Below are 26,558 nucleotides of genomic sequence, written 5' to 3' on the forward strand. Positions count from 1 at the left end.
ACAGGCAGCTTGAAAGCTGCCTGTATTTAACTAGTTTCGTATAAATAGTACACTACTGTACCTTTCAGTACCTCAATTTCTTTTTGATTAATAGCAGACACGATAAAATGTAACTCATTTTCCAATTTTGTTTCAAGCTTTGCCTTTAATCTTATTGAATCGTTCAAAAAGACCATGTCGCGAAAACGAATTGTATAATCTTTTATAAATCCCTCCTCATAATAAGGGGTAAACAGTTTTGACAGATTTCCCATTGTCCACATTCCATGTGCTATAATACCCGGAAGCCCTAATCTTTTCGCTTGCTCCTCATCCTTATGGATAGGATTATGATCCCCTGAAGCATTAGCATACGCAACCAGTACTTCTCTAGAAACAGGTTCCAATCTAATTTCTTCCAATTCATCACCAACCTGCATATCAAGCAAACATGTCATGCTTTCAACTCCTTTTGCACAACTTCATTTATAATAATTACAATGGTAGAAGTAAATATCGCGTTTCCTTCTTTATCCTCACCATTGTTTTCAATCCGAAGAATACCCATCTTTCCGTTACTTCCGATTCTCTCTTTATAATCTTTAACTTTTGCAAAACAATAGACTTCTTCATCTACTAATAAAGGTCTCTCATAATGATAGATTTGCTCTCCATGGATTAATCCTTTAGATGGCAAATCCAGACCTTCTAACTCTCCATAATTGAATACTCTTGGGTATGTTGGTGGAGCGATATTATCCCCGTATCTGGATTTCTTGCCATATTCCTGATCAACAAATATAGGATGCTCATCTCCAATTGCTTTGGCAAATTGTATAACACGTTCTCTATCCACTCTATTTAAAACTCGATTGGAGCTCTTGCCTACCGCTTGAGCAAACATTCATTTCACCTCACTTAATTTTTAGGTCCCCCTGCCACATATAAAACCTGGCCATTTACAAACGATGACTTTTCATCTGCAAAAAATGAAACAGCGTTCGCAATATCTTCGGGTTTACCACTGCGTCCAACAGGAATGATTGAAACGCTTGCTTCAATTAACTGTTCAAATGATATCCCGATTCGAGCTGCTGTCTCCTTTGTCATATCCGTTTCGATGAATCCAGGAGCCACTGAGTTGGCCGTAATACCAAACCCACCCAGTTCAACAGCCAATGTTTTAGTAAACCCCTGTAAACCGGCTTTTGCTGCAGAATAATTCACTTGCCCTCTGTTCCCAAGCGCCGAGGTAGAAGAGATATTAATAATGCGCCCATACTTTTGCTTAACCATATATTTTTGCACGGCTCTAGTCATATTAAAGGAGCCCTTCAAGTGAACATCCATTACCAATTGCCAATCTGAATCTGTCATTTTAAAAATAAGGTTATCCCGGATAACTCCTGCATTATTAACCAGAATATCAATAGCACCATAGTGTTCATATACTTCCTTTACAGCTTGTTCCACTTCCTCTGATGAAGTAACATCTGCTACAAGAGTCAAACAATCTAATTCTTTCTGTTTAAAGTGTTCCGCAGTTGCTTGCAGAGCTTCTTGATTTACATCAAAAAGGGCAACCTTAGCTCCTTGTACCGCTAAATTTTCTGCGATTCCTTTCCCTATCCCTCTGCTTCCCCCGGTAATAATGGCCACTCTATTTTCAAATCTCCCAGTCATTCTACGTCCACATCCCTTTCAAATAAGATAAACGTTAACTAATTCTACAAAAATCTTAAAATTCCTTTTATTGGAAGTGAATTCAACTAAATTCTCCAATTTTCACATGACCTTTTATAAGATTACGGGCGATGATCATTCGCTGGATTTCATCAGTTCCGTCATAAATTCTCCAAAGTCTTGCTTCACGGTACCATCGCTCAATCGGTAATTCTCTCGTATAACCCATACCACCATGAATTTGTAAAACGCGATCGACCACCCTATTTCCCATATTGGCTCCATACAATTTTGCAATCGACGCTACATGCCGGTTATCTTCTCCATGATCAAGAGTAAATGCAGCATTTAATGTAAGCCACCTTGCTGCTTCAATCTCAACCGCAGAATCAGCTATCTGCCATTGAATGGCTTGTCGCTCGACGATTGGTTTACCGAATGTGATACGTTCCTTTGCATAATCAATTGCCATCTGCAATAACCGCTCAGCTGCACCAACAGCACGTGCTCCAACAATCCACCTTGCAAAGCCGATCCACTCAAGTCCCAAATTATATCCTTTATGCAATTCACCTAAAATATTTTCCTCAGGAACTCGAACATTATCAAATACTAATCCGGCTGGACCTCCTTCCCCCATCGTTTGGATAAACTCAGAACGCCATCCCATATCACGATCTACAATAAAACAAGTTACTCCTTCGCGACCTCTTGATTCGATATGCCGCTGTTTATCTGTAATTGCCATAGCCATAACAAAATCAGCATCATTTCCTCCCGTAATAAAGGTTTTCTCTCCATTAAGAACCCATTCTGATCCATCCTTAACAGCTGTCATTTTTATATTTTGCGTATCTGATCCTGCACCTGGTTCTGTCATAGCAAAACAGGACTTCTTGTCACCGTTTATTGTAGGGATCAAGTATTTTTTCTTTTGTTCTTCATTTGCATAGTACAGAATATTATCTGCTGAACCGCCAAAGGTGAATGGGACAAATGTTTTGGCTACCTCAATAGCTACAATAGCCATCATCATTTGACCTAAGTCAGCGCCCCCATATTCTGTAGGTGTGTTAATGCCCCAAAATCCAGCTTCCTTTGCTTTTAATTGTAATTCCTTAAGCTTACCGGGAGGGAGGCTTGGTTTCCCTTCTCGTTCATTTCGCAACACTTCATTTTCTAATGGCATTAATTCCTTTTCTACAAATCTACGAATTGTTTTTTGAACCATTTTTTGCTCATCAGTCAAACGTAAATACATACTAATCCTCCTTTTCACTTAAATACTAACCAGTCGGTATGTTTTATTTGCAGATGCTCCATAGAAGCACCTGATTATATTCACTGGATTTATAGAGTCGAGTGTCCTTTCTTAAATCATGCCAACTTCACTTTCAGACGTTCTATAGATCTCTTCAATTTTCTTCCCTCTCGCCCGTGATAGAATATCCATCCTTATTTGAAGCTGCTTTATGGCAAAGTTAACAACCTCTTCAGGGCTTGTCCCAAATGCATCTAAATCTGCATCTGTTAACCCCTCTTCTACAATTGTTAGAGCCAGCGGGGTTAACTCCGCCATCCGTTTCATGACAACACCCTCATATATATGAGGATGTTCACAAATCAAACGCTGAAGCAAGTACGTACCATAACCGATATGGCGAGATTCATCCCTCTTCAAATTGCCAATTCCCTCAAGTAATCCTGGCATTAAATTTGATTTCTCCAGTGATTGATAAAACGAAAAATACCCCGTTTCAGCAAGTACCCCTTCCACAAACATGTTATATACCGTTGAGGCGTCTGCTATCGCCTCAGGTGATTGATCTGTAAGCAGGCGATCCATTGTATTTGGTAATATTACATGGAAAACTTGCTTATACGTATCTGTTAATAAGGGATTTAACTCCCCCTTTTCTCCAATTGCGTCCAGGACGGCTCTAAAGAATTCAGTATGCTTTGCTTCTTCAAACAGGAAGGTAGTCAGGAACATTTCCTCTTCAATCCGTCCATCCTTCGCAATCGCCATCATGAGCGGTAATAAATCGAGTGTGACAGCTTCTTCTCCTGCCTGAAATTGTGAAAGAAGACGAAGAATGCTGTGCCTTTGTCCCGGTGTAGCCTGCTTCCAATCAACAGCATCCTTTGTAAAATCAATATCTGCTGGATTCCATGTTCCCACCCTTTTTGCTTTTTGATACAAACGATAAGGAAAAGAATCTACTAAGAGGCCTCTTGAAGTTGCCGTAATGGTTTCTCTCATATTCATAAAACTCCCTTCATTTTAAAAATTATTTATAGTCTCGTTCTACTATTCTCTCGGATGCGGCAGTTCGGAGATGAGTCTTTAAAATTTTCCCAACACCATTCCGCGGCAATGACTCAAAGAATAATATTTTTCTTGGCGTTTTATTTTTTGCAAGATGTTCCTGGCAATATGCAATCAATTCCTCTTCCTGAACATCTATTTTTGATTCCCTAACAATGCATGCCACCAATTCTTCACCCATACTGGCATCTGGTATTCCTATGACAGCCACTTCAGATACCGCATAATGCTGACTTAATATCTCCTCTACATCACGTGGATAAATATTGAACCCTCCACGGATGACTAAATCTTTTTTTCGGTCGATAATATATAAATAGCCATCTTCGTCGATACGTCCTAAATCCCCTGTATGCAACCAACCGTCTATTAATACGTTGTTTGTTTCACTTTCATTTTGAAAATAACCAGGTGTTACATTATCACCCCTCACTACCACTTCTCCAATCTCTCCGATCGGAAGCTCTAGAGCAGATCTATCCACAATTTTAATTTGTACCCCCGGTATAGGAGGTCCAACAGATCCGGGTTTAACCGGCTGATCCTTTTTATGAGCCGTGACAATAGGTGCTGCCTCAGATAATCCATAACCTTCATAAACCTTCGCCCCAAACTTCTGTTCAAATGCTCTCAGCAATGCAGTGGGTAATGGGGCAGAACCTGAACTTATAGATTCCAAGCTTCGAAGATCGTATTGATTGTAATCGGGGTATGAGACCAAGGCATGAATCATGGCAGGGACACTCGCAAACGATTTAATTCTGTGCTTTTCTATTGCTGCTAATGTTTCTGCAGGGTCAAACCTGGAGAAGATAACGATTGAACTTCCCACTATGTAACATGTATTGGATATGGTTAACCCATAAACGTGAGCAAGCGGAAGAATTCCGAGCGTTGTACCTCTCTCTGTATTAGCATGTTTAGCAGAGTTAACAGCATTTGAATAGAGGTTTAAATGTGTCAGCATAACTCCCTTTGGGTTACCTGTAGTACCTGAGGTATAGAGAATAACAGCAGTATCTTTTGAATCGATATCTTCATAGAATCGCTCATCCAAATCCTCATTGGAATCCATAAATTCATATATATTAATCGCATTACTGACATTATTTTCATCTGTAATTATTATGGTGGGTTTTATGTTTAATAAATCAATTGCTTGTTGGATAGAGTCGAGTATGATGTTAGAGGTGATAATCAGTTTGGCTCCGCAATTTGCGGCAATATAGGCAATTTCCTTCGGATGGAGTGAAAACATAACAGGCACAATGATAGCACCGGCTCTTGTTATCCCTTGATACGCAATTAATACTTCGGGCATATTTGGCATTATGACAAGTATTCTGTCTCCTGGCTGAATTCCTCTATTTCTAAATCCATTGGCCAATCGGTTGGCATATCTCCTTGTCTCCACATTTGTAAATTGCTTGTTTCCGTAGAATAAAAAAGAGTACTCATCAAATGTTTCGATATTCGAATCAAGCAATTGTGATAGCTTCACTTTTTTCTCCTCCAATTCGCGGAATTTTTCACAAAAAATAAATTCCCCTTCTCCAGGTTTGAAGCTTCCTAAAAGAACCTACCATATACCGCTAACGGGTTTATCAAACTAAACATTGCTAAAGCATGCAGTGTTATTCCTTATGTTGATTTAAAACGTTACGACTCTCTCAGATATTTATAAATTTAACAATGGAAATTTGGACGTACCAGATAACCCTACTCATGCATATTAGATAAAAGTAAGCTTATCCGGTCTATTTTATTCCTCATTTAAGCTTCCAGATTAAATACAAATGATTAAACAAAGTCTATTAACCACCTCCTTTATTGTAAGCGTTTTCAAATAAAGCTTTATAAATTCGTTCATTCTGTGCAAAGCTATCTTCTCCATTCATTGAGATTGGATAACTTTCAGATTATGCTTCTTAAATATGTTCTTTACATGACGCTAAAATTCCTACCTAACATTTTAAAATATTCAGAAAAATTATTATATCAATTTATTTGGGAAAAAAATTATGTTTTTGTTGGGGAAATAGCCAGCTTCTTATAAAGATTGATGAACCAAGTGCATGGTTGAAAGTAGAATGAACAGATAAAGGCACTCAGCATAAATGATCTAAACAAAGAAAGCTAGATTAGCAGCTAACTTTTAGGTGCAGTTCATAAACCGAGTGCTTTTATCTATAAATATGTTTCAAATTATTAAATCTATTTTGTTTAGTTTAAGTACTAGTTTTATAGACTGATACAGGTTATATGGACGACGATCTAACTACTTTATAATTATTATGGCGAACGACAGTCCTCGGTGTTTCATAACAAAAATGCTCTGCTACTTCTTCATCTATTTCAACAATACATGATAGCTCACGCACAATTGATACTTTTCCTAAAATAGAAAGACCACGTCGCTCAAATTCAACGATATCTCCTACTTTACCTTTATCTTCTATAGAAACCTCGTTTAGTAGCATATTATCCACTTCTTTTCCTCCTCATCAGACTAATATATGATGTTTTATGCATAATTTAGTAATTAATTCGATAAATCAGTGTAATTTGTGACCATTTACATAGAATTTAACACAAAAAGTATTAAGAATCAATTGAGTTTTCAAAAAAAAGAGTCTATTTTATCATTTTACTCACCAAAATAAATACTATTCTGATTTTTTACCTATTATGATTATTTACGGTGTATTCCTAAATTGTAGAAGCATGTAGTCCGCCTCTCTATTTCACTCGGTAACCTAACAAAAAAGAATCCAGTCTAATGCTGAATTCTTTTTAATCCATCTTATAAGAAACCTTTTTCGAAAATTACGATATCTTCTATTAAACAGCCTTCATGATTTCAAAAAAGAATCATTAAGTGAGACTGAATTTTTCTATTCTATCTTTTAGCTTTAATGCGTTATTATAGCGTTTCATTAGTATGGAAGCTTTACAATTAATGTTTATAGTTGTTTGATTGGAAAGATGTACGTCACACTCTCTACTATCAATCGGGTCGCATCCTCTATAGTGATCTAGTGCTATCCAGGCACATTTTTCATCACGACAGGAATGAGTGGGAAACATATAAATACTGTGCTGGCCGCTAATCTGCAGAGGCAAAATATACCTTCCTCCCAGATATGATTTTGAACTGTTTTTTGCACCTGATAATCAGCTCCGTATCCAATGATACTTTCTTTTAAAATAGTAAGCGGAGATTTTTCCACCATATAAAAAGTATCCTGAAAGTATAGCTGAGTATACAAATAACCTTCCACAAAAACGGGTAATAAAATTTTTGTATCTATCCCAATATACGGTCTATTTTCTACTTTCATATAGCCACCCTTTTCGAATATATTTGCTTTCTATTCAATAATGGGTATACTACTAATATGTTGGTATACCCAGCAACAGATTATTGGGCCCGGTCCCCCAGACTGCAGGCCCAATTTCTGATATCCTCATAATCTCCTTTCCTGGAAATTGATAGGATTTTTATCCTATCCTTAAATAATTATATGTCAACCGACATTCTTCTCCAAATCTTTCCTGCACCAATTTTCGTAAGCTTCTTTCCCTCAAAATCTATCGTTTATTTACATCCGCAAAATTTTATATTATAATAATATATTTTGAATCTTGTATTATAGCAAAATTATAAAAAATACACAGTTTTTACTGTATAATTTTTATGTTTCTCTGAGGAAAACCTCTAAATTCAGAGCAAATTTGCCTTTAAAATTTAATTTTGAATTTTTCACAATAAATTCAAATAAATGCTTTTACACCTATCATGAAAATAAAAAAAAGGATGACTCTACTACTGTCATCCTCCCCTCTTAATCTATCATCCTGTATTACGAAGACCTGCTGCTATACCATTAATCGTATGTAATACCTGAACAACTAATTGGGTATCCACTTCCTTTAAACTTCTTAGTTCTTTAATTAAATGAACTTGAATGAAATTCAATGGGTCTACATAAGGATTTCTAAGACGAACTGAATCTTTAATATTCGGAGTTTGATCCAGTAACTCTTCATCTCCAGTTATCTCAAGTAAAACCGCTTTAGTTTTGTTGTACTCTTCAACTATATCCTCAAATATCCGATCTCCAATTAAAGGATCTTCAACCAGATCAGCATATTCTTTCGCTGTTTTAAGATCTGCTTTCATTAATGCCATTTGCAAATTATCAATTGTAGATCGAAAGAATGGCCAATCCTGATACATTTCCTTCAATGTCTCTATATTGCCTTTTTCTTTATATGCGTATGTTGCAAGGCCAGTGCCGGAAGCATACCAAGCAGGAAATAACTGTCTGCTTTGTGTCCAGGCAAATACCCAGGGAATAGCTCGTAAATTTTCAAATTTATCACTGTTTTTACGCGCCATTGGTCTGGAACCAATATTCAGTTCACCAATTTCTTTTAGAGGTGTGGCTTGATTAAAGTAAGTTAAAAAACCTTCATCCTTAAATACAAGTGACTGATATTTTTCATAAGAGACATCAGAAATACTTTCCATGGCGCGAACCCAGCTATCATCTCTTAGATGGCCCTGTTCTGAAGATTTCGAAACATTAGCGGCTGTTTCCAGCAGCGTTGACGTTGCTTGCTCTAATGAACGATATGCGATGTCTTCTATTAAATAACGAGAAGATAATACTTCTCCTTGCTCTGTTATTTTCACCCCGTCTCCCAGTGTTTCGAGCGGCTGAGAAAGAAGGCTTCTGCTCAAAGGCCCGCCACCACGGCCAAGAGAACCACCACGTCCGTGAAAGAATTTCGTTGAAATATCATATTCCTTTGCCAGCTCATGCAGTTCTATTTGTGCTTTATAAAGCTTCCAATTGGCGGTCAGAGTCCCGCCATCCTTACTGCCATCCGAATACCCCAGCATAATTTCTTGCTGGTTTCTCAGCTTTCTGAGATGCTCTCGATAAACTGGCAGGTCAAACAATGTTTCTAATATAGCAGGTCCATTTGACAAATCTTCTATTGTTTCTAGTAATGGAGCTACATTCAAATCACTTTCAACTGTACCATCTGCATGAAGTTTATATAATCCCGCTTCTTTGGCCAATAATAAAACCTCCAGCAAATCACTTGCCGAACGTGTCATACTAACGATATAGACCCTAATAGATGCTTTTCCAAATTCTTTATGGGCCTTTTTGATTAATTTGAATACCTTAATAATTTCCTGCGTTTCCTTTGTATATTCTTCATTGTCTAGCAATAGCGGCCTTGGATCCATCAGTAATTTTTCCAGTAGTTTTTCTTTTTCCGGCTCAGATAAATCCGTATAACAGTCTGTTATCTTAATTTTTCTCAGGATTTCATCGATGGCACCTGCATGCTCATCACTATGATTGCGAATGTCTAACGTGCCAAGATGGAAGCCAAACAGCTGTACCTGTCTAATTAATTTATGTAAAAGCTTCAACTGTTGCCCTTTTGGATGATGTGTATCTATACTTTGCTTAATCATTAATAAATCCTCAAGCAATTCTTCTGATGATTGGTAACCCCGTTCATCATTAGCCACCATGCGGACACGTTCAACCATAATAGCTAATTTACGACGATACGCTTCATTTTTGACAGGCCATTTTTTATCATCGCTTATATATTCAGATTCTCCCAATTCTATCGATCTCATTATTTCATCGCCAACTCTAATTTGGACTGTTGAATGAGATAAACGCTTCATTAATTCAATCAAAGCCTTTTCATATTTTCTAAGAACCAATGCTCTATGTCTATTTAGAGTTTCCCATGTAACAGCTGGGGTTACATACGGATTGCCATCCCGATCCCCGCCAATCCAGGAACCGAAATGCAGAAAGTTTGGCACACTCCAGGTTTCACTGCTGTAATGGACAGTCAATTTGTCTTCAACTTCCTGATGTATTTCTGGTATGACATCAAAGAATATCTTGTCAAAATAATACAATCCATTTCTAACCTCATCAATGACTGTTGGTTTCCTGTCTCTTAATTCATCAGAATGCCATAAAGTGGTAATCTCATTATAGAGGTCTTCTTTAATATCCTTATATTCATTCTCGGTTAACATAGGATTATTAAGCGTTTTAAGGAGAAGTAATAATCTCTTTTGAATTTCCAAAATAGACCGTTTAGCCGCCTCTGTAGGATGAGCAGTAATAATCAATTCAAGGGATATTCGTTCAAGAACGTGCTGTATAATTTCACCGCTAATATTTTTATCCTTCATTGATTGGATGGCTTTTTCAATTGAACCGGGCTGCTCATCAGAATTGTTTAGTTGATATTCGCGTTTCCGTCGAATTCGATGATTTTGTTCTGCTGCATTTATTAAGTGAAAATAAACGGAAAACGCCTTGATAACTTGCATTCTCGTCTCTGGGCTAAGCATTTCTATTTCCTTTTTTAATGTATGGTACGTCTCATCTTCCACATGTAAACGAAGAGATTTACACATTGTACGGATTTTTTCAACGGTATTAAAAAGCTCTTGTCCACCCTGATAGATGAGAACCTCGCCCAGTATATTGCCTAGCAATTTTACTTCCTTGCGCAACGGCTGATTCGTATCCTGTTTTGTGACCACTCAAAATCCCTCCCACTTCTCTACCCAATAAATACTGCAAATATTTTGAGTATTTCTATTAATTATATATAACTATCTAAATAAATGACATTATTTTACTCAATTTTATTGTAATATTGATAACCAGGTATGAAGTGACATATCTCTTTCGCTTTTTGAAAAGGATTATTCCATTGTTTTAAGTTACCCAGGAAGACACACACCTGTAAGCATGTATATTGTCAAGCCCTATTTGAAAATGTATACTTTGAACATACAACCAGATAGACCAGGGAGGCTTGAAAAATGAGAGTTGATATATGGTTCGATTTTGCTTGCCCTTTCTGTTATATAGGAAAACGGCGTTTAGAAGCAGCCATAGCTGAATTCATATACAAAGATCAGATAGAAGTCCATTTTCACAGCTATCAACTGCAGCCTGATGCTCCAAAGAATTCAAATTCAAATATTCACGAGCTAATCGCTGCTAAATATGGAACTACAGTTGACCATGCCAAAAAAATGAATGAACATATATCTGAACAGGCCCGTGATGAAGGGATTATAATTCGTTTTGATTCTGTAATTCCTACAAATACGACAGATGCTCACCGTCTTACCCATTATGCTAAAAGTTATGGGAAAAGCGAGGAGATGACTGAACGAATACTTAAAGCTTATTTTTCTGAATCACTGCATATCGGAGACCACGAAACCCTCCTGAAGCTTGCTAAAGAAATAGGACTTCCCGGACACGAGGTACTCGATGTACTTAAAACGGGGAAATATAAGCAACAAGTAGATGAGGATAGACAAACAAGCGTACAAATAGGAATCGAGGGAGTCCCTTTATTCGTATTCAATAATAAATATGCCATCTCCGGGGCCCAAAGCACTGAAACACTTAAAGAAGTGCTTCAGGATGTATGGGAAGATGAATATGATATGGCATTAATGACTGCTTCAAACAAACAACACGCAAATGAATTTTGTACAGATGATGGATGCTTCGATTAAAATCGAATAAAACGCGAGAAGGCAATAGATCCTAATAGCCCCTCGCGTTTTTTAATTTTGAACAGATACTTTCCCTCAACTAAAAAGCCCCTTGTCCTATGCATAAGAACAAGGGGCTGATTGACTTGTTAATTAGCGATTCTTCTAAGCTTTGTTTTCAGTTCATGCGCAGGCACAGGCTCTGAATATAAATAACCTTGAACTTCGTCACATCGAACACTTTTAAGAAATGCCATCTGTTTATCCGTCTCCACACCTTCAGCAATTACTTTCAGATTTAGAGAGTGAGACATCGAAATAATAGCAGCGATGATTTTACTATTACTTTCATAATCATCAATAAAGCTTTTATCAATCTTTAAAGTATCAACAGCCAATTGATTTAAATAACTTAACGAACTATATCCGGTACCGAAATCATCAATGCTGACTTGTATCCCCATTTGGCGAAGCTGTTGCAGTAAATGATTATTCTCCTTTTTATCATGCATCATGATGGTTTCTGTCACTTCAATACCAATTTCTTTCCCGGTTAGTCCATATTCTTTTAAAGCTTCTACAAAAAATTCAACAAAATCCTCCTGTGAAAAATGAATAACAGATATATTAATCGAAATAGGTTGAATAAATATTCCTTCCCTTTTCCATACCTTGATTTGCTGGAATACTTGGCGGATAATTAATCTTTCAAGTGGTACAATCAATTTGGCTTCTTCAGCAATCTTTATGAAAACAGCCGGCGATATGAACCCAAAGGTTGGATGCTCCCATCTTGCAAGAGCCTCTGAACCAATAATCTCTCCTTTATATGTATCATACTTCGGTTGATAAAAAACGGTTATTTGACCTATTTCTATCGCTCTCCTCAAATCATTCTCTAATCCCACTTTTGTCAATGTATCCTCTATCATTCCTTGCTTATAAAATGAATAATATTGATTGCTTTTCAGTTTAACAGCGTTGAGAGCAAGATCAGCATATTTTAAAAGTTCCTCAAACTCTTCTGTATTAGTTGGATAGGTTGCAATTCCAATATTCAGGCTCATATGGAATTCCGCATGATCTACAAGCAGCGGATGTTTGAATATTTTCACTATTTTTCCCGCAATTTTTTCCGTGTCATACCAGGCAGGTGATAAAACACCAAATTCATCACCACTTATTCTTGAAACGGTGCAATCTTTTGGCAGGTTATCTACTAATAATTCTCCAATTTGCTTAAGGATTTCATCACCATAGGTATGTCCAAACGTATCATTAATTCGTCTAAATCGATCAAAGTTGATGTATAGGAAAGAAAAATTAATTTGTTCTTTCATTAACCTTAGAGCCTCTTTTTTTAGCAGACGCCTGTTAGGTAGTTTTGTTAATTCATCATGATATGCCAAAAAATGAATCATTTTCGAATTTGATTTTTCATCTGTAGTATCTCTAATAATCCCATATATGCCTATTATTCTATCGTTCACAATCGTCCGAATAGCCGTAATAATGATATCTCGCTCTTCCCCATCCTTTGTCAGCATTTTTGCTTCAATCTCACTTGTAACTCCTTCCTTGATTTGGTTATAGTAAAATTGCATATTCGCTTTATCATTACTTTTACCTAGAAGGTCCCAAAAAGTTGTCGTTTTTAATTCTTTTTTACTGTAGCCTGTCAATATGCTGGCCTGATCATTTACCTCTTTGATATTTCCTTTTAAATCAATCCAGAACACACTGTTCGGGTTGTATTTAAAAAGTGATTTGTATGATTCTGAGTTCTTTCGCATTAATCTTTCTCCAAAAAAATCAGGAAACAGCATCAATCCCAAATTAGCTAAGATCGTAAATGCAAAGGGTATCAAAATGGCATAAGGCTCAGTCGGATTTGAATACATTCTTTCAAAATCAATAAAGGAGGCCAATACAATAAAAGGGATACTGCCAAGGGAAATCCCCCCCATTATCGATCCCCAAAATGCCCACCTATATGTCATTTTATTTGAATCTTCATTCACGATTTGAATGAGGAAACGAGTTAAAGAGAATGATGTACTAATAGTTAACGGAACTGCCATTAAGATAAAAATGGGCTTAGCAGCAACGTATTCATTCAAAACCGTATAAAAACCAATATAATTACTTCCTAAAACACTTACACTCAATACCACACTGGCTAGTAAATATCGTTTAGATTCATATTGCCGAGTTTGAGAAAAGGAGAGAACATACCAGGATGCTCCAAAACTAAATAAAAAATGAATCACTAAACTTTTCAATCCGGAACCAAAAGATACTTCAAGTTGAAAGGAGTTCTCCAAATACACTAATGACATCGTAAACATGATTGCAAGTACAGTTGCATATTTATATATATTCGATAATCTTTGTCTATCTCTTTTTAATATACTGCTAAACTTGAAGACCAGTATGCAGCACACCATACAGATTAGCAATCTTATCAAAATATCACTAAAATTAAAAATATAATAATGACTAAACAAAGATAGCTCACCTCTTTTCATTTCTAGTAGCCTAATCAATAATTTAGTGAATATTAAATAGAATCCCACTCTATTTATCGACCATTCTCGGGTGAAGTTCAATCGACTAATTCATTTTTATCTAATTAATTCATTATCGAATATAAATATGCCATCAATTCTGAGCGGTTATTTACTTTAAACTTTCTGTATAGCTGACTTACATAATTCTTCACTGTACCATTAGATAAAAATAAATATTGGGCTATTTGTTCATTTGTCTGCCCTTCTGATAACAGTTTAATAATGTCGTGTTCCCGATCGTTCAGGTTAATTCCCTGTTGCTCCAGTTTAATTGGTATTGGAGAGGATGGTTCATTTTGTAAATACATAATTAAATTCTTTTGAATAATAGAAGGTAGTACGATATGCCCATTCACGCATTGCCTAATTGAATAAAGAAGATGCTTCGTTTCTACATTTTTTAAAATATACCCGGTTGTTCCCTTCTTGATACTATCGATGATTTTATCTTCATTAGTGTCCGCCGCAAGCATGATTACTTGACTGGATGGATATGCATTTTTAATGATTTCTAAGGCTTCATTGCCTCCATTTGGAGGAAGATTGCTATCAAGAAGTATTACATCCGGTTTTTGCTCAGACATCATTTTTATTAGGCTATCTGTATCTGCAGCACAACCTGTCATTTCAAAGTCATGTTCATTCTTCAGTATCATAAATAATCCATCACGAATAATAGACTGACTCTCTCCTATAAGAATATTTATTTTACTCACACATTCCACATCACTTCTTACCCTTCGTTACTGGACTATTGAAAACTTTTATACATTTTAACAATTTGTATTTTTCGGCAAAACAAGTCTATAGACCTAGTATAATAACAAGATTTGTCGAAGTATATACTTTTTTCCTAGTTATGCCTAGAATTATAAAATTAAACAAAAACCTCATTTCCCTATAAAGGAAATGAGGCTCTTATGAATACCAGAAAAAAATAGTGTTGATTAGTTATTAATGGATGGATTTACGTTGAGGTATGTATCTATGAAGAATATGGATTCCTCCAGAGTGTCTATTTTCTGATGATCTCATATACTCAGCATATAAAACTTGGGCACGTTCTGAATAATATTTCCGATAATCTTCATGCAATTCCGCATTAATATAATTCATAATTTTTATGTACTGTCTCTTTATCCTTTTTGCATCTTTAGATAATTGAATCATCTTCTCAAATTCCATTAGATAACCTTGAACCAAAAGTACATTACCGGCTACATTTAATAAAACATCAAGTTTTTGATCTGGATTATCCATATAGGGTACCTTTGTACTTATTCTACTTCTATTGTTATGTAAACTCTTATCGTGTGAATGAATCAACAAATCTTTCATCCTCTCTGCTTTAGAGTTTTTCCAACTTTATGATACCAAATATCCCGACTTATTTGTATTTTCAGTATAAGTCGTTACCTATGGATATGAAAAGATGCCCAAAGTCATTTTAATATTTAAACAGAGTAAGCACTTTTGCTTATTTATCTGACTAAAAATCATGAAATTTCTCATAGTTCTATAAGAAAATCAGTGTGCAACTGTATGATTGTTGTCTAGCCTAAAAACAAAGAAAAGAATTAGATTTTTAGTTAATCTAATTCTTCATCGCGCTTACTATAATCTTTTTACTATTCTACTATACAGTCGGTTCTTTTTTTATTTGGTTTAAATAGATAGGTTCATGCTGCATATCTTTATTCATAGCTAGTGGAATGGAGCGGAAAGCGAGTGGCTGCAGCCCATTGGAAGGGACTTTTTCTTCCAGCATAACTCTTTAATAAGCAACAAAGTCTAGTAAGATTAATTTAGATATCGTTCGTGTCCAGGATTGTTTATAAGTTATGTCACAGCCTCTTTAACATTTACTATTTATCTATCTTACCTTGTGATTATATATTTGTTTTTGTTTCTGTTTGTTTGCCGGGATACATGATGCAATAAAGATAATTACACCCAACCCATATGCAATGTAAGCAACGCCCTCTGAAGTTTCCTGATTACGTATTCCAATCGCAATGTATGCCCAAACAAAGACAACGGGATATAAATAATCCGATTCCTTCAATTTAAAGATAATCGCCAGTCCTGTACCAACCACAAGCATAATAGCTGTCCATATCTCATCCGATAAACCAAAGCCGTCCCAACCATATTCCTTCAACACATAAGCTACATTAACGATTGTAGCAACACTGATCCATCCAAGATTGATTGAAAATGGTGTAATGTCAAAAAAGCCAGGATTACTATTTTTCATTCGCCTATACAAGATTATCAAACTGATTAAATAAGTAAACATAACAGCTAGACTAGCTATGAAATATTCATAATGCCATGTCAGGATCCACGTACAATTTAATAGCCCGCTTAACATAAAAATAGTGCTTGTATTAGTATAAACCGGCAATTCTCGACGCTCTCTAGGATACTGTCGAATAATCCATATACCTATTAACAGATAAATTAAAGACCAGATTGAAAATGAGTAACCTGCAGGGGTGATTAAAACCTCTATTCGATTTGATATTTCCCCTGTGGTCTGACCGTTGATTGGCAATATGTTAGCCAAAGCATTAATAACCACAATTAAAATGAAGATAAGTGTATTTAATTGCCGTCTAATCATAAACAACCCCTTCTAAGAATAGGATAGTCAATATATTCCTCTATTTACAGATCTTTAACCATTTATAACCATAGTCAGCTTCTCACCAGAACATGGAGAAAGGTTCAATAATCCCAATCCTATACTGTTTAAACAATAAGTAACGGAAAGAAATCTGCCACATATTGTCTAATTTGCTTCACCATGACATCCATTTTATTGGCTGATTTATACTGACCTTCTCTTTAACATATTTTCTTTACTATACTAACCTGACAATGACCTATTCATTTTTGACTAGGTAAACCTACATTATAATTAGGAAATGCAGCCTTTTAACTAAGATTGCTTTTTTATATTTAGGGGTATGATGATTAATGAAGCTTTTTTCACCCATCAAACGTTATACAGTGTAAGAAAGGAGTGCAATAATATTGAAAAGAGGATCAATCATATTACTTGCTGGGGTAGTGGTTATTGGCATTATCATCGCCATGTTTGCTTCGAGCTATAATGGCTTTGTGAACGCAGAAGAGAATGTCGATCAAGCTTATTCCCAAATCGAAAATCAATTACAAAGAAGGATGGACTTAATTCCTAATTTAGTTAATACCGTTAAAGGGTATGCCGAGCATGAAGAAACCGTTATAAATGATGTCTCAACTGCGCGCGCAAATCTTGCCGGTGCCAATACACCACAGGAACAAGCAACGGCCAATGATGAACTTACAGGTGCATTAAATCGACTATTAGTTGTTGTTGAAAACTATCCTGATTTGAAGGCCAATCAAAGTTTCCAGCAATTAATGGATGAACTGGCCGGTACTGAAAATCGGATTGCTGTAGCAAGACAGGATTATAATACGGAGGTATCCACTTATAATAAAAAAGTGAAGCAATTTCCCGGTGCCTTGATTGCCGGATTATTTAATTTTGACAGCAGGGAATATTTTAAAGCTGCTGATGGTGCAGAGCAGGCACCGACAGTAGATTTTAATGGAACTGAATGATGTTTAAAAGAATTCTCCACTCAATGGCAATTCTCTTATTCTTATTGGTCAGCCTGATTGGAAGTCCAGTATCGGCAGCCGTTCCCAAACCACAAGGGGATATTTATGTTCAGGATTTTGCCAATCTGTTGAATGACAGTGAGAAACAAGAATTGATTCAGTTAGGTCGTACATTGGAAGCTCAAACAAAAGCTCAAATTGCTGTGCTAACCGTGAATTCTTTAGAAGACCAGACACCTGAAGAATTCGCCCTGGATGCCTTCCGCGCATATGAGCTTGGAGATAAAGAACTTAATAATGGAGTCCTTTTACTAATAGCGACTAAGGATAGAAAAGCTCGTATAGAAGTTGGATACGGCCTTGAAGGGGCATTGCCTGATGGGAAGGTTGGCAGAATACTGGATACATATACCATTCCATATATGCAATCTAACCAACCTAATGAAGCGGTCATCAATACGTATAAGGAATTATTTAACGTCATCTCACAGGAATATCAACTGAATGAATCAACCGATTCAAAAGCTTATGTCTCTGAAGTAACTAATGAAGGCGGCATGGCGACCTGGAAAAAGCTATTAATAGGAGCTGCACTTGTTATTTTTATTATCATTGATATGACTTTCTTTGGTGGTACATTCACTTATATGCTTCTTCACATTCTATCTGCATTTTCAAGGAACGGTGGAGGACGCGGTGGTGGAAATCGCGGCGGCGGCGGTTCATCTGGCGGCGGCGGGGCATCGAGAGGTTGGTAATCCAAAAAACAAGGCTGGGACAAAAGGTTTCAAAGCAACTAAACAAGCCGAACTATTATTACATGCATTGTTAGCATGTATAATAATTCGGCTTTTTCTATTTAGATATTCAAAACGTCATTTTGCTTTAAATAAAGTAAATTCAGTTACGTTCGAGCCTTATATTTAATTATAATTTTATTATACTCTGTGTTTTGATCGATTGGTAACAAGCTTCAATAACCTTCATATTTTGCACGGTATCCATTGGAGTATAAGCTGGTGTTTGATCGTTAAGTATACATTCTGCAAAATGATCCACTTGCACCATATATTGATCACACATAATCACTTCTTTTCGGGTCTCTCCACCGCTTTTAACCAATAATTCCCCTTGATGCCCAACAAGATCCGGTCGATAAGCATTTCTGCATATTATCTCACCTGCAGTACCAACCACACGGTATTCATTCCGATTGCTCATTTCAAAACTACAATCAAACATCGCTTGCACACCATTATCCATCATCATATGTGCTGTAGTGGTTAAGTCAACACCATAAGGATTATTCAGATCTGCAAAACCCATTATTTCTATTGGTTCAGATCCTAAAATATTCCTGATGGCATGAATATTATAACAACCAACGTCATATAGGGCCCCTCCCCCTTTTTCAGAAGATAAACGGATATTATCCTCATCATCTCTCAATAAAAATGAATGACTGGCATACATATACTTTACTTCGCCAATTTCCCCCGTTTTAATAATATCTTTTACACGTTTATGCTGGGCATGAAATTGGTACATGAACGCTTCCATCATTTTCACACCATAACGCTCACACGTATTCATCATTTCAATCGATTCTGCCTCTGATATAGATGCGGGCTTCTCAACCAACACATGTTTACCGGCTTTTGCCGCTTCCATTGTCCATTTTGCATGCAAATGGTTTGGTAATGGAATATAAACTGCCTGTATTTCAGAATCTGCTAACAATTCTTCGTATGAATCATATGTCCTCGGAATCCCCAAGCTTGAAGCCACATCCTTAGCCTTTTGACTTTGGCTGGCAATGGCTGTAGCCTCTCCATGGACAGAACGTTTAATGGCAGGAATCACTTGAGTTTGCCCAATATCTGCTGTACTTAAAATACCCCATTTTATTTTTGACATTCTTATTCTCCTTTCCAAAGTCCTAAAAAAAACGGATCATTACAATGAATGATCCGTTTCTTAGAAGTTACTTCTATTATAGATAATAATGTACATATTTGGCAATTTTCATCAATATTTTATCTTTCATTTTCAGGTTGTCAAAATAATCTAATTTAATTTCCTTTGAATCCCCGAGATCTACATCTAATTGTTTTTGAACCGTTTGACTAAATGGCGATGATTTCATGAATAAAGTCATTTCATCATTCAACCTAAATGAACGTGAATCAATGTTGACTGTCCCAATCATTAATCTTTGATAATCTACCAGAACAACTTTCCCATGGAAGATTCCTTTATCATATTGGTATACCTTCATTCCATTTTCGAGTGCTTCCCTGACAAAAGGATACGCAGCCTGGGTTAACATTAATCCATCTGAATGTTTCGGCCACATAATGATAACCTCCACATCCCGTTTTCTTGCCCGTGTCAGAGCATCCATGAAATCACGATTATCTGGAATAAAATATGGGGTTGCAATGATAATTTGTTTTTTGGCAGCATCGAATTCTTGAACGAAATCCTCAACCAATCCAAATCCACTTGAATATACCTTCAAATAATGATTGGTTTCTCCTTTTTCCAAGTCAACCTTATGTATGGGTGGTGAGTCACCTGTATTTACCTTCCAATCCTTGCAAAATTGCTGTTCAAAATCCTGAACTCCCTCACCTGTCATGCGGATCTGATAATCATGCCATGTATCTTTGGTATATTTTTGTGCTACATTCAGTCCGCCTGTGTAGCCGATTTTTCCATCTATTACAGCTATTCGGCGATGGTTCCGATGCTGAATGGTGTACCAAATATGAGGAAAATGGGGATCATTGCTATAGGTTATATGAACCCCTGCTTTTTTCATTTCATCAAACCAATCATTCTTACCCTTTAAAGATCCTGCTCGGTCAACCGAATAATAAACATCTACCCCTTCATCCGCCTTTTTCTTCAATAAATTAAAAAATTTCTTGCTTGCTTCACCACTGCCAATTGAAAAATAATGAATATACACATATTCCTTAGCCTCTAATATATCTTTTGAAAACTGGGGATAAAACGTTTTCCAATCCGTGTATAATCCAAAATTACTGTTGCGAATTGGATAGGTATGGGGTTGGCTATTTGCTTCCGCCGCTTCTCTTCCAGCTTTAATATCATAATGAACCCATACTAATAACAAACCTATAAAGGTACTAAACAGTAAAAGACCGTTTATGAAATATATAATTATTTTTTTCAGCATCCTGAATGTCCTTTGATTGGAAAATAAATTATATCTTCCTTTTTGCTTAGTATGTGTTAAAAGAATCCATTTTATTAATGAGTAAATGAATGAAGCCAACTATCAAAAAAGCCACACATCACACCTTTTAATAAAGGAGTAATGTGCGGCTTTCTTAAATTAGCAGCTATGGCTGTGAGAATTATTTTTTACTTTTGAACCAGTTTCTCCACGTAACAAATCTCCATCAGTTGCTTTAATGATTTCATCTGTCACTGTATTAGAGATGACATTAGCTACCATCTGCAGAAGATCATTAACTTCGATCTGCGATTGTTTAAATTCTTGAACAATCGGAATTTCATCCAATTCACGTTCTACCTTCGCTAATTTTTCCTCTGTCTTTTTATAGGCTTCTGTCTTTCCATAATGTTGGAAGTTGACCGACTGCTTTTGTAACCCCTTGATTACTGACATTAACTCAGCTACATTTTTATTTTCATTGATTTGCGCTTCCGCTCGTTTAAAGAAATCAACTTCATTAGTCGTTGAGATCATTTTAGCCAAGTCTTTTGCTTTGTCAATAATTTGTTCTTTCGTGTAGTTCCCCATTTTTAAACTCCCACCTCTACCTCATTTGTTTCTTCCACATACTCACCATCAAGTGACCATGTTTTAGCATTTGTAATTTTCACTTTTACAATTTTACCGATAACAGATTTTGGAGCTCTAAAGTTAACTAATTTATTTTTAGTTGTATATCCTGCCAGTACATCCGGATTGTTTTTACTTTCCCCTTCAACTAAAACATCAAGAATCTGGCCTTTATAGAGTTGATTTTTTTTGTTGGCTGTTTCATTTACCAGTGCATTCAGGCGTTGAAGGCGCTCTTTTTTGACTTCCATCGGAACATTATCCTTCATTTTTGCCGCTGGTGTACCTTCACGCGGAGAATAAATAAATGTATAAGCAAGATCATATCCAACTTCTTTATAAAGAGATATCGTTTCTTCAAACTGTTCATCCGTTTCATTCGGATAGCCGACTATAATATCAGTTGTCAGTGTCACGTTAGGAATCGCTTCCTTGATTTTACGAACCAATTCCAAGTATTGTTCACGTGTATATTTCCGAGCCATGATTTTTAAGACATCATTATTACCAGATTGAACAGGCAAATGAATATGGTCCATCATATTTCCGCCTTTAGCCAGAACTTCAATCAAATGATCATCAAAATCACGGGGATGGCTTGTCGTGAAACGCACACGCGGGATATCGATCTTACGGATTTCTTCCATTAAATCGCCTAAACGATAGTCAATGTCTTCAAAGTCCTTACCGTATGCATTTACGTTTTGCCCAAGCAATGTGATTTCCTGATATCCTTGAGCAGCCAAATTGCGAACCTCCTGAATAATATCTTCAGGTCTGCGGCTCCGTTCCTTTCCGCGTGTAAATGGAACAATACAGTACGTACAGAACTTATCACAGCCATACATAATATTAACCCAAGCCTTGATGTTTCCTTTTCTTACTTTTGGAAGGTTCTCAATAATATCCCCTTCCTTGGACCAAACTTCAATAACCATTTCTTTGGACATATATGCTTCCATCAATATTTCCGGTAAACGATGGATATTATGTGTACCAAATATCATATCTACAAAGGCATGCTTTTGTAAAATTTTATTAACAACAGATTCTTCCTGTGACATACATCCACATACACCAAGCAATAAATCCGGCTTATTTTTTCTCAATGCTTTTAAATGGCCAAGTTCACCGAACACTTTATTTTCAGCATTTTCTCGAATAGCACATGTATTCAATAGAATAACATTGGCATCGTCTACACTGTCAGTTGGCTCATATCCAAGAGCTAAAAAGATACCGGACATAACTTCAGTATCATGCTCATTCATTTGGCAACCGTACGTACGGATATAAAACTTGCGTCCTTCACCCATACCACGGAATTGTTCATTAATATTAAAATCCTTATGATAATTAATCGCTTCTTTTCCGCGTTTCTTAGCATCTTTTAAGGATGGTGGCATGTAAACCGTTTCAAAATACTTGCTATAATCTTTTTCTTGCTTTTTGTCATTTTTAACAGCGGTCGTTGTATCCAAGCGTTGCTGCTCGTTCATATAAATCCCCTTCCATCTATCCACACTTATTAATTAAATCTATATATTATTAAATAGACACCCACTCATAAACACAATTATAAAAGCATTAAACTCAAAAACAACAACTACAAACTGTATTGTAATCATTTTTAAAACTATCGTTGTCACATTCATTTAGTATAATGGTTTTGGGCAAATTTCTCAATATGAAGTGTAAAATAGCCTGTTTTGGGATAAACAAGCAATAAAAATACATACCAGGCATATTAGCAACTTTTCTAATTATTTTATATAGAATTTTGCCGCTTAAAGATTTTTCTCTATCTAAACAATCCCTATACCATCATAATGTCTACAAAAAAATGCTTGTCTGCGTTATATCAAATTATCCTTTGATATAATGCAGACAAACATCCCTCAGTTCTAAACATGTTATTTTGCAAAACCAATATCACTTATAGGCCAAACGCGGAGTTTCACTTCACCAATAATTCGATCCATCGGCACAAAACCAAATATCCTGCTATCTTTACTGTACAAGCGATTATCTCCAAGAACAAACATTTGTCCCTTTGGAACTTTTTGTTTACCTGTCAAATTCTTTAATGTAAAGTCTTCAGTCAGCCGTTCCCTCTTTTGCAAATCCTTCTTAAATTCCTCCAAATAAGGTTCATCACTGGCTTTTCCATTAATATACAGAACATCATCCTTCATTTCAACTGTATCTCCAGGAAGACCAATTACACGTTTTACATAACTATCAGGTGAATCTGTTGCATGAAATACGACCTCATCAAAACGGTTAATCGTTGTCATTTTACTTAAGATAATCCGATTTCCATCCTCGAGACTGGGAAGCATAGATTCTCCCCTAACCGTAGTTGGCGTAAAAACAAACTGACGCATTAAAGTCACAATAATAATCGCCAGTACGACAGATTTAAACACTGACATAGCTTCTTTTCCTATATTTATTTTATCATTCATAAACCGTACTCCTTTAACCTAATTCATGTACACCCGCTCTGTTCTCTTCTTCATTTATTCCCTTACAAAGGGGCATACAAACGTGTTGGATGAATAAGAAGTACTAAGTCACTACACTAACAAGCCTCTATGTTCTATCATTCTTAATAAATTTCCTACACCACACTAATACAGTTGGAGAATACCCATAATATTAAATAGCGTAACAGGACGTAGAAAGAATTAGTCCGCCTAATGAGGGGTATCTAATGGTTCAATAAGGCGTATTCCTCTGCCTTTTCTTCATTTTATTCACCAAATCTACTTTCAGAGATACTGGCCCTCTATAAAGCCACTCAACTAAGTAATTAAACATTAGAAAAGCGGACCCTTTAGAGTAATAATCGCAATTTTCAAATGAATAGTTTTAGGATATAGTTATACTATTAATAAAAAGGAGTTGTGAATATGACCGCGCTTATTGCAGTAGATGTTTTGTTTAACAAGCAAATAATCTAAGGGAGTGTATCTCCGACTGCACCCCTTACTAAAGGGAGAAAAATATGAAACAATTTTTTGATAACTATTTAACAGGTCAAACAGTTTTATTGAAACAAATGGAACCACATCATTTTGAACGCTTTGCTGAAATTGAGAATGAAAATCGTACACTATTACTTGCAAATGATGATATTCCATTTCCATTAACAACTGAAGATCACACAAATTTTTTCAAAACGATTAGTGGAAAAAAAGAAGAGTTTATGTTTGGTATTTTTAAGAAAGAATCAAATGAACTTATTGGATCATGCGGTGTATTCGCCATTAACTGGAAGAACAGCACGTGTTTTGTTGGGATATCCATTGGCAACGAGTGGCACAATAAAGGCTTTGGCACAGATGCCATGAATACATTAACTTCTTTTGTTTTTAATTACATCCATATCCATAAAATCAAACTTCAGGTGTTCAGTTTTAATGCCAATGCAATCCGCTCTTACGAAAAATGCTATTTTCGTAAGGAAGGTATATTACGCAATGAAATTTTTAGATTCGGTTCATTCCATGATGTACATGTATATGGTTTACTGAGGGAAGATTGGAACAAACAACAAGCGAACTAATTAAAAAAGCATTAATTCAGGAAGAGCCTGAATTAATGCTTTTCTGTATTACTATTAACTTGTTAACTTGAGTTATCAATAATTTACTCTACAAAATAGGAATATTCATTTAAATAACTATTTTTAAAGACCTATCTTTATTTAATAATCCCCAGCTCTTTACCTGCCTTTTCAAATGCATTCAAGGCGTTGGCAAGCTCCTCTTTGGAGTGTTCTGCTGTTACAATGGTCCTGACACGTGCATGCCCCTTTGCAACAGTTGGGAATGCAATCCCTTGAGCAAATACTCCATATTCCATTAATTTAGTAGACAGCTGATTTGTCAAAGCCTCATCTCCAACGATAATGGGAGTGATCGGCGTTTCGCTTTTTCCAGTATTGAAACCCATAAATTCCAATCCATCTTTGAAAAACTTCGTATTCTCCCACAAACGCTCAATTAATTCCGGCTCTTCCAATAATACATCAATTGCTTCTATATTAGCCATCGTCACTGCTGGCGGGTGTGATGTACTGAATAAGAAAGGTCTGCCTTTATGAATTAAATAATCAATCAATGTTCGGCTGCTTGCCACATATCCCCCAAGCACCCCTATAGCCTTGCTTAACGTACCTACTTGAATATGAACACGTCCATCCAAACCGAAGTGATTGACGGTTCCACGCCCATTTTGACCAAGTACTCCTGAGGCATGTGCATCGTCCACCATAATAAGTGCATCATATTTTTCCGCTAACTCTACTATCTCGGGCAGCGGTGCGATATTGCCATCCATAGAAAAGACACCATCTGTTACAACTAAACGTTTACGATAGGATTGAGTCTCTTTCAGGACGTCCTCCAAGCTATTCATATCAACATGCTTATAAACACGGCGTGTAGCTTTTGTTAGTCTTATTCCATCGATTATGGAAGCGTGGTTTAATTCATCCGATATGACCACATCTTTCGGCGTAAGAATCGCCGATAAAACTCCTTGATTTGTTGTAAATCCAGATTGAAATACTAAAGCTGCTTCCGTATGTTTAAATTTCGCCAATTTCTCTTCTAACTCCATATGCATATCCAGGGTACCGGCTATCGTACGTACCGAACCTGTTCCCACTCCATATTCTTCAATCGCATCAAGCGCTGCATCCTTTAAACGAGGATGTGAAGTCAATCCAAGATAATTGTTAGATGATAATTGAATCAAATTTTCTCCATTAATCTTAACTTTTGTACCTTGTTCTGATTCCAGAGGAATTAATGGATGGAACAAACCTGTTCCTTTCATTTCGTCTAATTCTGTTTGCAAGTATTCAAACCCCTTCAAATCGCTTCCTCCTCATCCAATTGTTTCCCTTATAATTCCTTCTATTCCCTATATTTTTGCATTATATCCCTCATTCTA

Annotated in this window: 25 protein-coding genes; 4 read left to right on the forward strand and 21 right to left on the reverse strand. The window is 36.2% G+C overall.

Annotated features, from left to right (window positions below):
* Window positions 1-26 precede the first annotated feature (26 nt).
* The 10 genes from AC4D4A_RS10120 to ppc all read right to left on the reverse strand — a co-directional run bounded on the left by AC4D4A_RS10120 (window position 27) and on the right by ppc (window position 10,595).
* On the reverse strand, window positions 27-437 hold the full coding sequence (locus AC4D4A_RS10120; protein WP_490995796.1) for a MaoC/PaaZ C-terminal domain-containing protein: 411 nt from the start codon (window positions 435-437) through the stop codon (window positions 27-29).
* Window positions 434-883 (reverse strand): MaoC family dehydratase N-terminal domain-containing protein, encoded by a 450-nt coding sequence (locus tag AC4D4A_RS10125; RefSeq protein WP_490995797.1) that lies wholly within the window; start codon window positions 881-883, stop codon window positions 434-436. Before AC4D4A_RS10125 ends, AC4D4A_RS10120 begins: the two co-directional genes overlap by 4 nt.
* A gap of 14 nt (window positions 884-897) precedes the next feature.
* The gene (locus tag AC4D4A_RS10130; protein WP_490995798.1) at window positions 898-1,662 is read right to left on the reverse strand and encodes a beta-ketoacyl-ACP reductase; all 765 of its coding nucleotides are present in this window, start codon (window positions 1,660-1,662) and stop codon (window positions 898-900) included.
* Window positions 1,663-1,744: 82 nt separating this feature from the next.
* The gene (locus tag AC4D4A_RS10135) at window positions 1,745-2,923 is read right to left on the reverse strand and encodes an acyl-CoA dehydrogenase family protein (protein WP_490995799.1); all 1,179 of its coding nucleotides are present in this window, start codon (window positions 2,921-2,923) and stop codon (window positions 1,745-1,747) included.
* 111 nt (window positions 2,924-3,034) lie between these two features.
* Window positions 3,035-3,931: a R2-like ligand-binding oxidase gene (locus AC4D4A_RS10140; RefSeq protein WP_490995800.1), complete on the reverse strand. Its 897-nt coding sequence runs from the start codon at window positions 3,929-3,931 to the stop codon at window positions 3,035-3,037.
* Window positions 3,932-3,953: 22 nt separating this feature from the next.
* Window positions 3,954-5,492 (reverse strand): class I adenylate-forming enzyme family protein, encoded by a 1,539-nt coding sequence (locus tag AC4D4A_RS10145; protein ID WP_490995801.1) that lies wholly within the window; start codon window positions 5,490-5,492, stop codon window positions 3,954-3,956.
* A 757-nt stretch (window positions 5,493-6,249) separates the two neighbouring features.
* The gene (locus tag AC4D4A_RS10150) at window positions 6,250-6,471 is read right to left on the reverse strand and encodes a DUF2187 family protein (protein WP_490996020.1); all 222 of its coding nucleotides are present in this window, start codon (window positions 6,469-6,471) and stop codon (window positions 6,250-6,252) included.
* A gap of 394 nt (window positions 6,472-6,865) precedes the next feature.
* A complete protein-coding gene (locus AC4D4A_RS10155; RefSeq protein ID WP_490995802.1) occupies window positions 6,866-7,114 on the reverse strand; it encodes a competence protein ComK in 249 nt (82 codons plus the stop codon).
* The gene (locus AC4D4A_RS10160) at window positions 7,033-7,332 is read right to left on the reverse strand and encodes a hypothetical protein (protein ID WP_490996028.1); all 300 of its coding nucleotides are present in this window, start codon (window positions 7,330-7,332) and stop codon (window positions 7,033-7,035) included. The genes AC4D4A_RS10155 and AC4D4A_RS10160 overlap by 82 nt, the downstream gene beginning before the upstream one ends.
* Before the next feature lie 512 nt (window positions 7,333-7,844).
* Window positions 7,845-10,595, reverse strand: coding sequence for a phosphoenolpyruvate carboxylase (gene ppc / locus AC4D4A_RS10165; RefSeq protein WP_490995803.1), 2,751 nt, complete (start codon window positions 10,593-10,595; stop codon window positions 7,845-7,847).
* Window positions 10,596-10,880: 285 nt separating this feature from the next.
* Between ppc and AC4D4A_RS10170 the strand changes: the two genes are divergently transcribed.
* Window positions 10,881-11,591: a DsbA family oxidoreductase gene (locus AC4D4A_RS10170; RefSeq protein WP_490995804.1), complete on the forward strand. Its 711-nt coding sequence runs from the start codon at window positions 10,881-10,883 to the stop codon at window positions 11,589-11,591.
* Between the two features lie 128 nt (window positions 11,592-11,719).
* Here AC4D4A_RS10170 and AC4D4A_RS10175 read toward each other — a convergent pair whose 3' ends face one another.
* The 5 genes from AC4D4A_RS10175 to AC4D4A_RS10195 form a co-directional block, all read right to left on the reverse strand.
* On the reverse strand, window positions 11,720-14,077 hold the full coding sequence (locus AC4D4A_RS10175; protein WP_490995805.1) for a putative bifunctional diguanylate cyclase/phosphodiesterase: 2,358 nt from the start codon (window positions 14,075-14,077) through the stop codon (window positions 11,720-11,722).
* A gap of 125 nt (window positions 14,078-14,202) precedes the next feature.
* Window positions 14,203-14,856: a response regulator gene (locus AC4D4A_RS10180; protein ID WP_490995806.1), complete on the reverse strand. Its 654-nt coding sequence runs from the start codon at window positions 14,854-14,856 to the stop codon at window positions 14,203-14,205.
* Between the two features lie 238 nt (window positions 14,857-15,094).
* Window positions 15,095-15,400 carry a hypothetical protein gene (locus tag AC4D4A_RS10185; protein ID WP_490995807.1) on the reverse strand — a complete coding sequence of 102 codons (306 nt, stop codon included), beginning with the start codon at window positions 15,398-15,400 and terminating at the stop codon, window positions 15,095-15,097.
* A gap of 376 nt (window positions 15,401-15,776) precedes the next feature.
* Window positions 15,777-15,908, reverse strand: a complete 132-nt coding sequence (locus AC4D4A_RS10190) for a hypothetical protein (protein WP_490995808.1) — start codon at window positions 15,906-15,908, stop codon at window positions 15,777-15,779.
* Window positions 15,909-16,013: 105 nt separating this feature from the next.
* Window positions 16,014-16,766 carry a TspO/MBR family protein gene (locus tag AC4D4A_RS10195; RefSeq protein WP_490995809.1) on the reverse strand — a complete coding sequence of 251 codons (753 nt, stop codon included), beginning with the start codon at window positions 16,764-16,766 and terminating at the stop codon, window positions 16,014-16,016.
* A gap of 413 nt (window positions 16,767-17,179) precedes the next feature.
* On the opposite strand from AC4D4A_RS10195, the gene AC4D4A_RS10200 reads away from it, so the two are divergent.
* Both AC4D4A_RS10200 and AC4D4A_RS10205 read left to right on the forward strand, forming a co-directional pair.
* Window positions 17,180-17,755, forward strand: a complete 576-nt coding sequence (locus AC4D4A_RS10200) for a LemA family protein (protein ID WP_490995810.1) — start codon at window positions 17,180-17,182, stop codon at window positions 17,753-17,755.
* Window positions 17,755-18,513 (forward strand): TPM domain-containing protein, encoded by a 759-nt coding sequence (locus tag AC4D4A_RS10205; RefSeq protein ID WP_490995811.1) that lies wholly within the window; start codon window positions 17,755-17,757, stop codon window positions 18,511-18,513. Before AC4D4A_RS10200 ends, AC4D4A_RS10205 begins: the two co-directional genes overlap by 1 nt.
* 169 nt (window positions 18,514-18,682) lie before the next feature.
* Here the strand turns inward: AC4D4A_RS10205 and AC4D4A_RS10210 are convergent, their stop codons facing one another.
* From AC4D4A_RS10210 to lepB, 5 genes are all read right to left on the reverse strand, one after another.
* Complete coding sequence (locus AC4D4A_RS10210) at window positions 18,683-19,672, reverse strand: Gfo/Idh/MocA family protein (protein WP_490995812.1); 990 nt, start codon at window positions 19,670-19,672, stop codon at window positions 18,683-18,685.
* Between the two features lie 76 nt (window positions 19,673-19,748).
* Window positions 19,749-20,960, reverse strand: coding sequence for a phospholipase D-like domain-containing protein (locus AC4D4A_RS10215; RefSeq protein WP_490995813.1), 1,212 nt, complete (start codon window positions 20,958-20,960; stop codon window positions 19,749-19,751).
* Window positions 20,961-21,119: 159 nt separating this feature from the next.
* Complete coding sequence (locus tag AC4D4A_RS10220; protein WP_490995814.1) at window positions 21,120-21,551, reverse strand: YlbF/YmcA family competence regulator; 432 nt, start codon at window positions 21,549-21,551, stop codon at window positions 21,120-21,122.
* 2 nt (window positions 21,552-21,553) lie between these two features.
* Window positions 21,554-23,092 carry a tRNA (N6-isopentenyl adenosine(37)-C2)-methylthiotransferase MiaB gene (miaB, locus tag AC4D4A_RS10225; RefSeq protein ID WP_490995815.1) on the reverse strand — a complete coding sequence of 513 codons (1,539 nt, stop codon included), beginning with the start codon at window positions 23,090-23,092 and terminating at the stop codon, window positions 21,554-21,556.
* 414 nt (window positions 23,093-23,506) lie between these two features.
* Window positions 23,507-24,061, reverse strand: coding sequence for a signal peptidase I (gene lepB / locus AC4D4A_RS10230; protein WP_490995816.1), 555 nt, complete (start codon window positions 24,059-24,061; stop codon window positions 23,507-23,509).
* Window positions 24,062-24,603: 542 nt separating this feature from the next.
* On the opposite strand from lepB, the gene AC4D4A_RS10235 reads away from it, so the two are divergent.
* On the forward strand, window positions 24,604-25,164 hold the full coding sequence (locus tag AC4D4A_RS10235) for a GNAT family N-acetyltransferase (protein ID WP_490995817.1): 561 nt from the start codon (window positions 24,604-24,606) through the stop codon (window positions 25,162-25,164).
* A gap of 137 nt (window positions 25,165-25,301) precedes the next feature.
* Here the strand turns inward: AC4D4A_RS10235 and AC4D4A_RS10240 are convergent, their stop codons facing one another.
* On the reverse strand, window positions 25,302-26,480 hold the full coding sequence (locus tag AC4D4A_RS10240; RefSeq protein WP_490995818.1) for a glycine C-acetyltransferase: 1,179 nt from the start codon (window positions 26,478-26,480) through the stop codon (window positions 25,302-25,304).
* Between the last annotated feature and the right edge of the window lie 78 nt (window positions 26,481-26,558).

The sequence above is a fragment of the Pradoshia sp. Z5_111 genome (genome assembly GCF_058267535.1).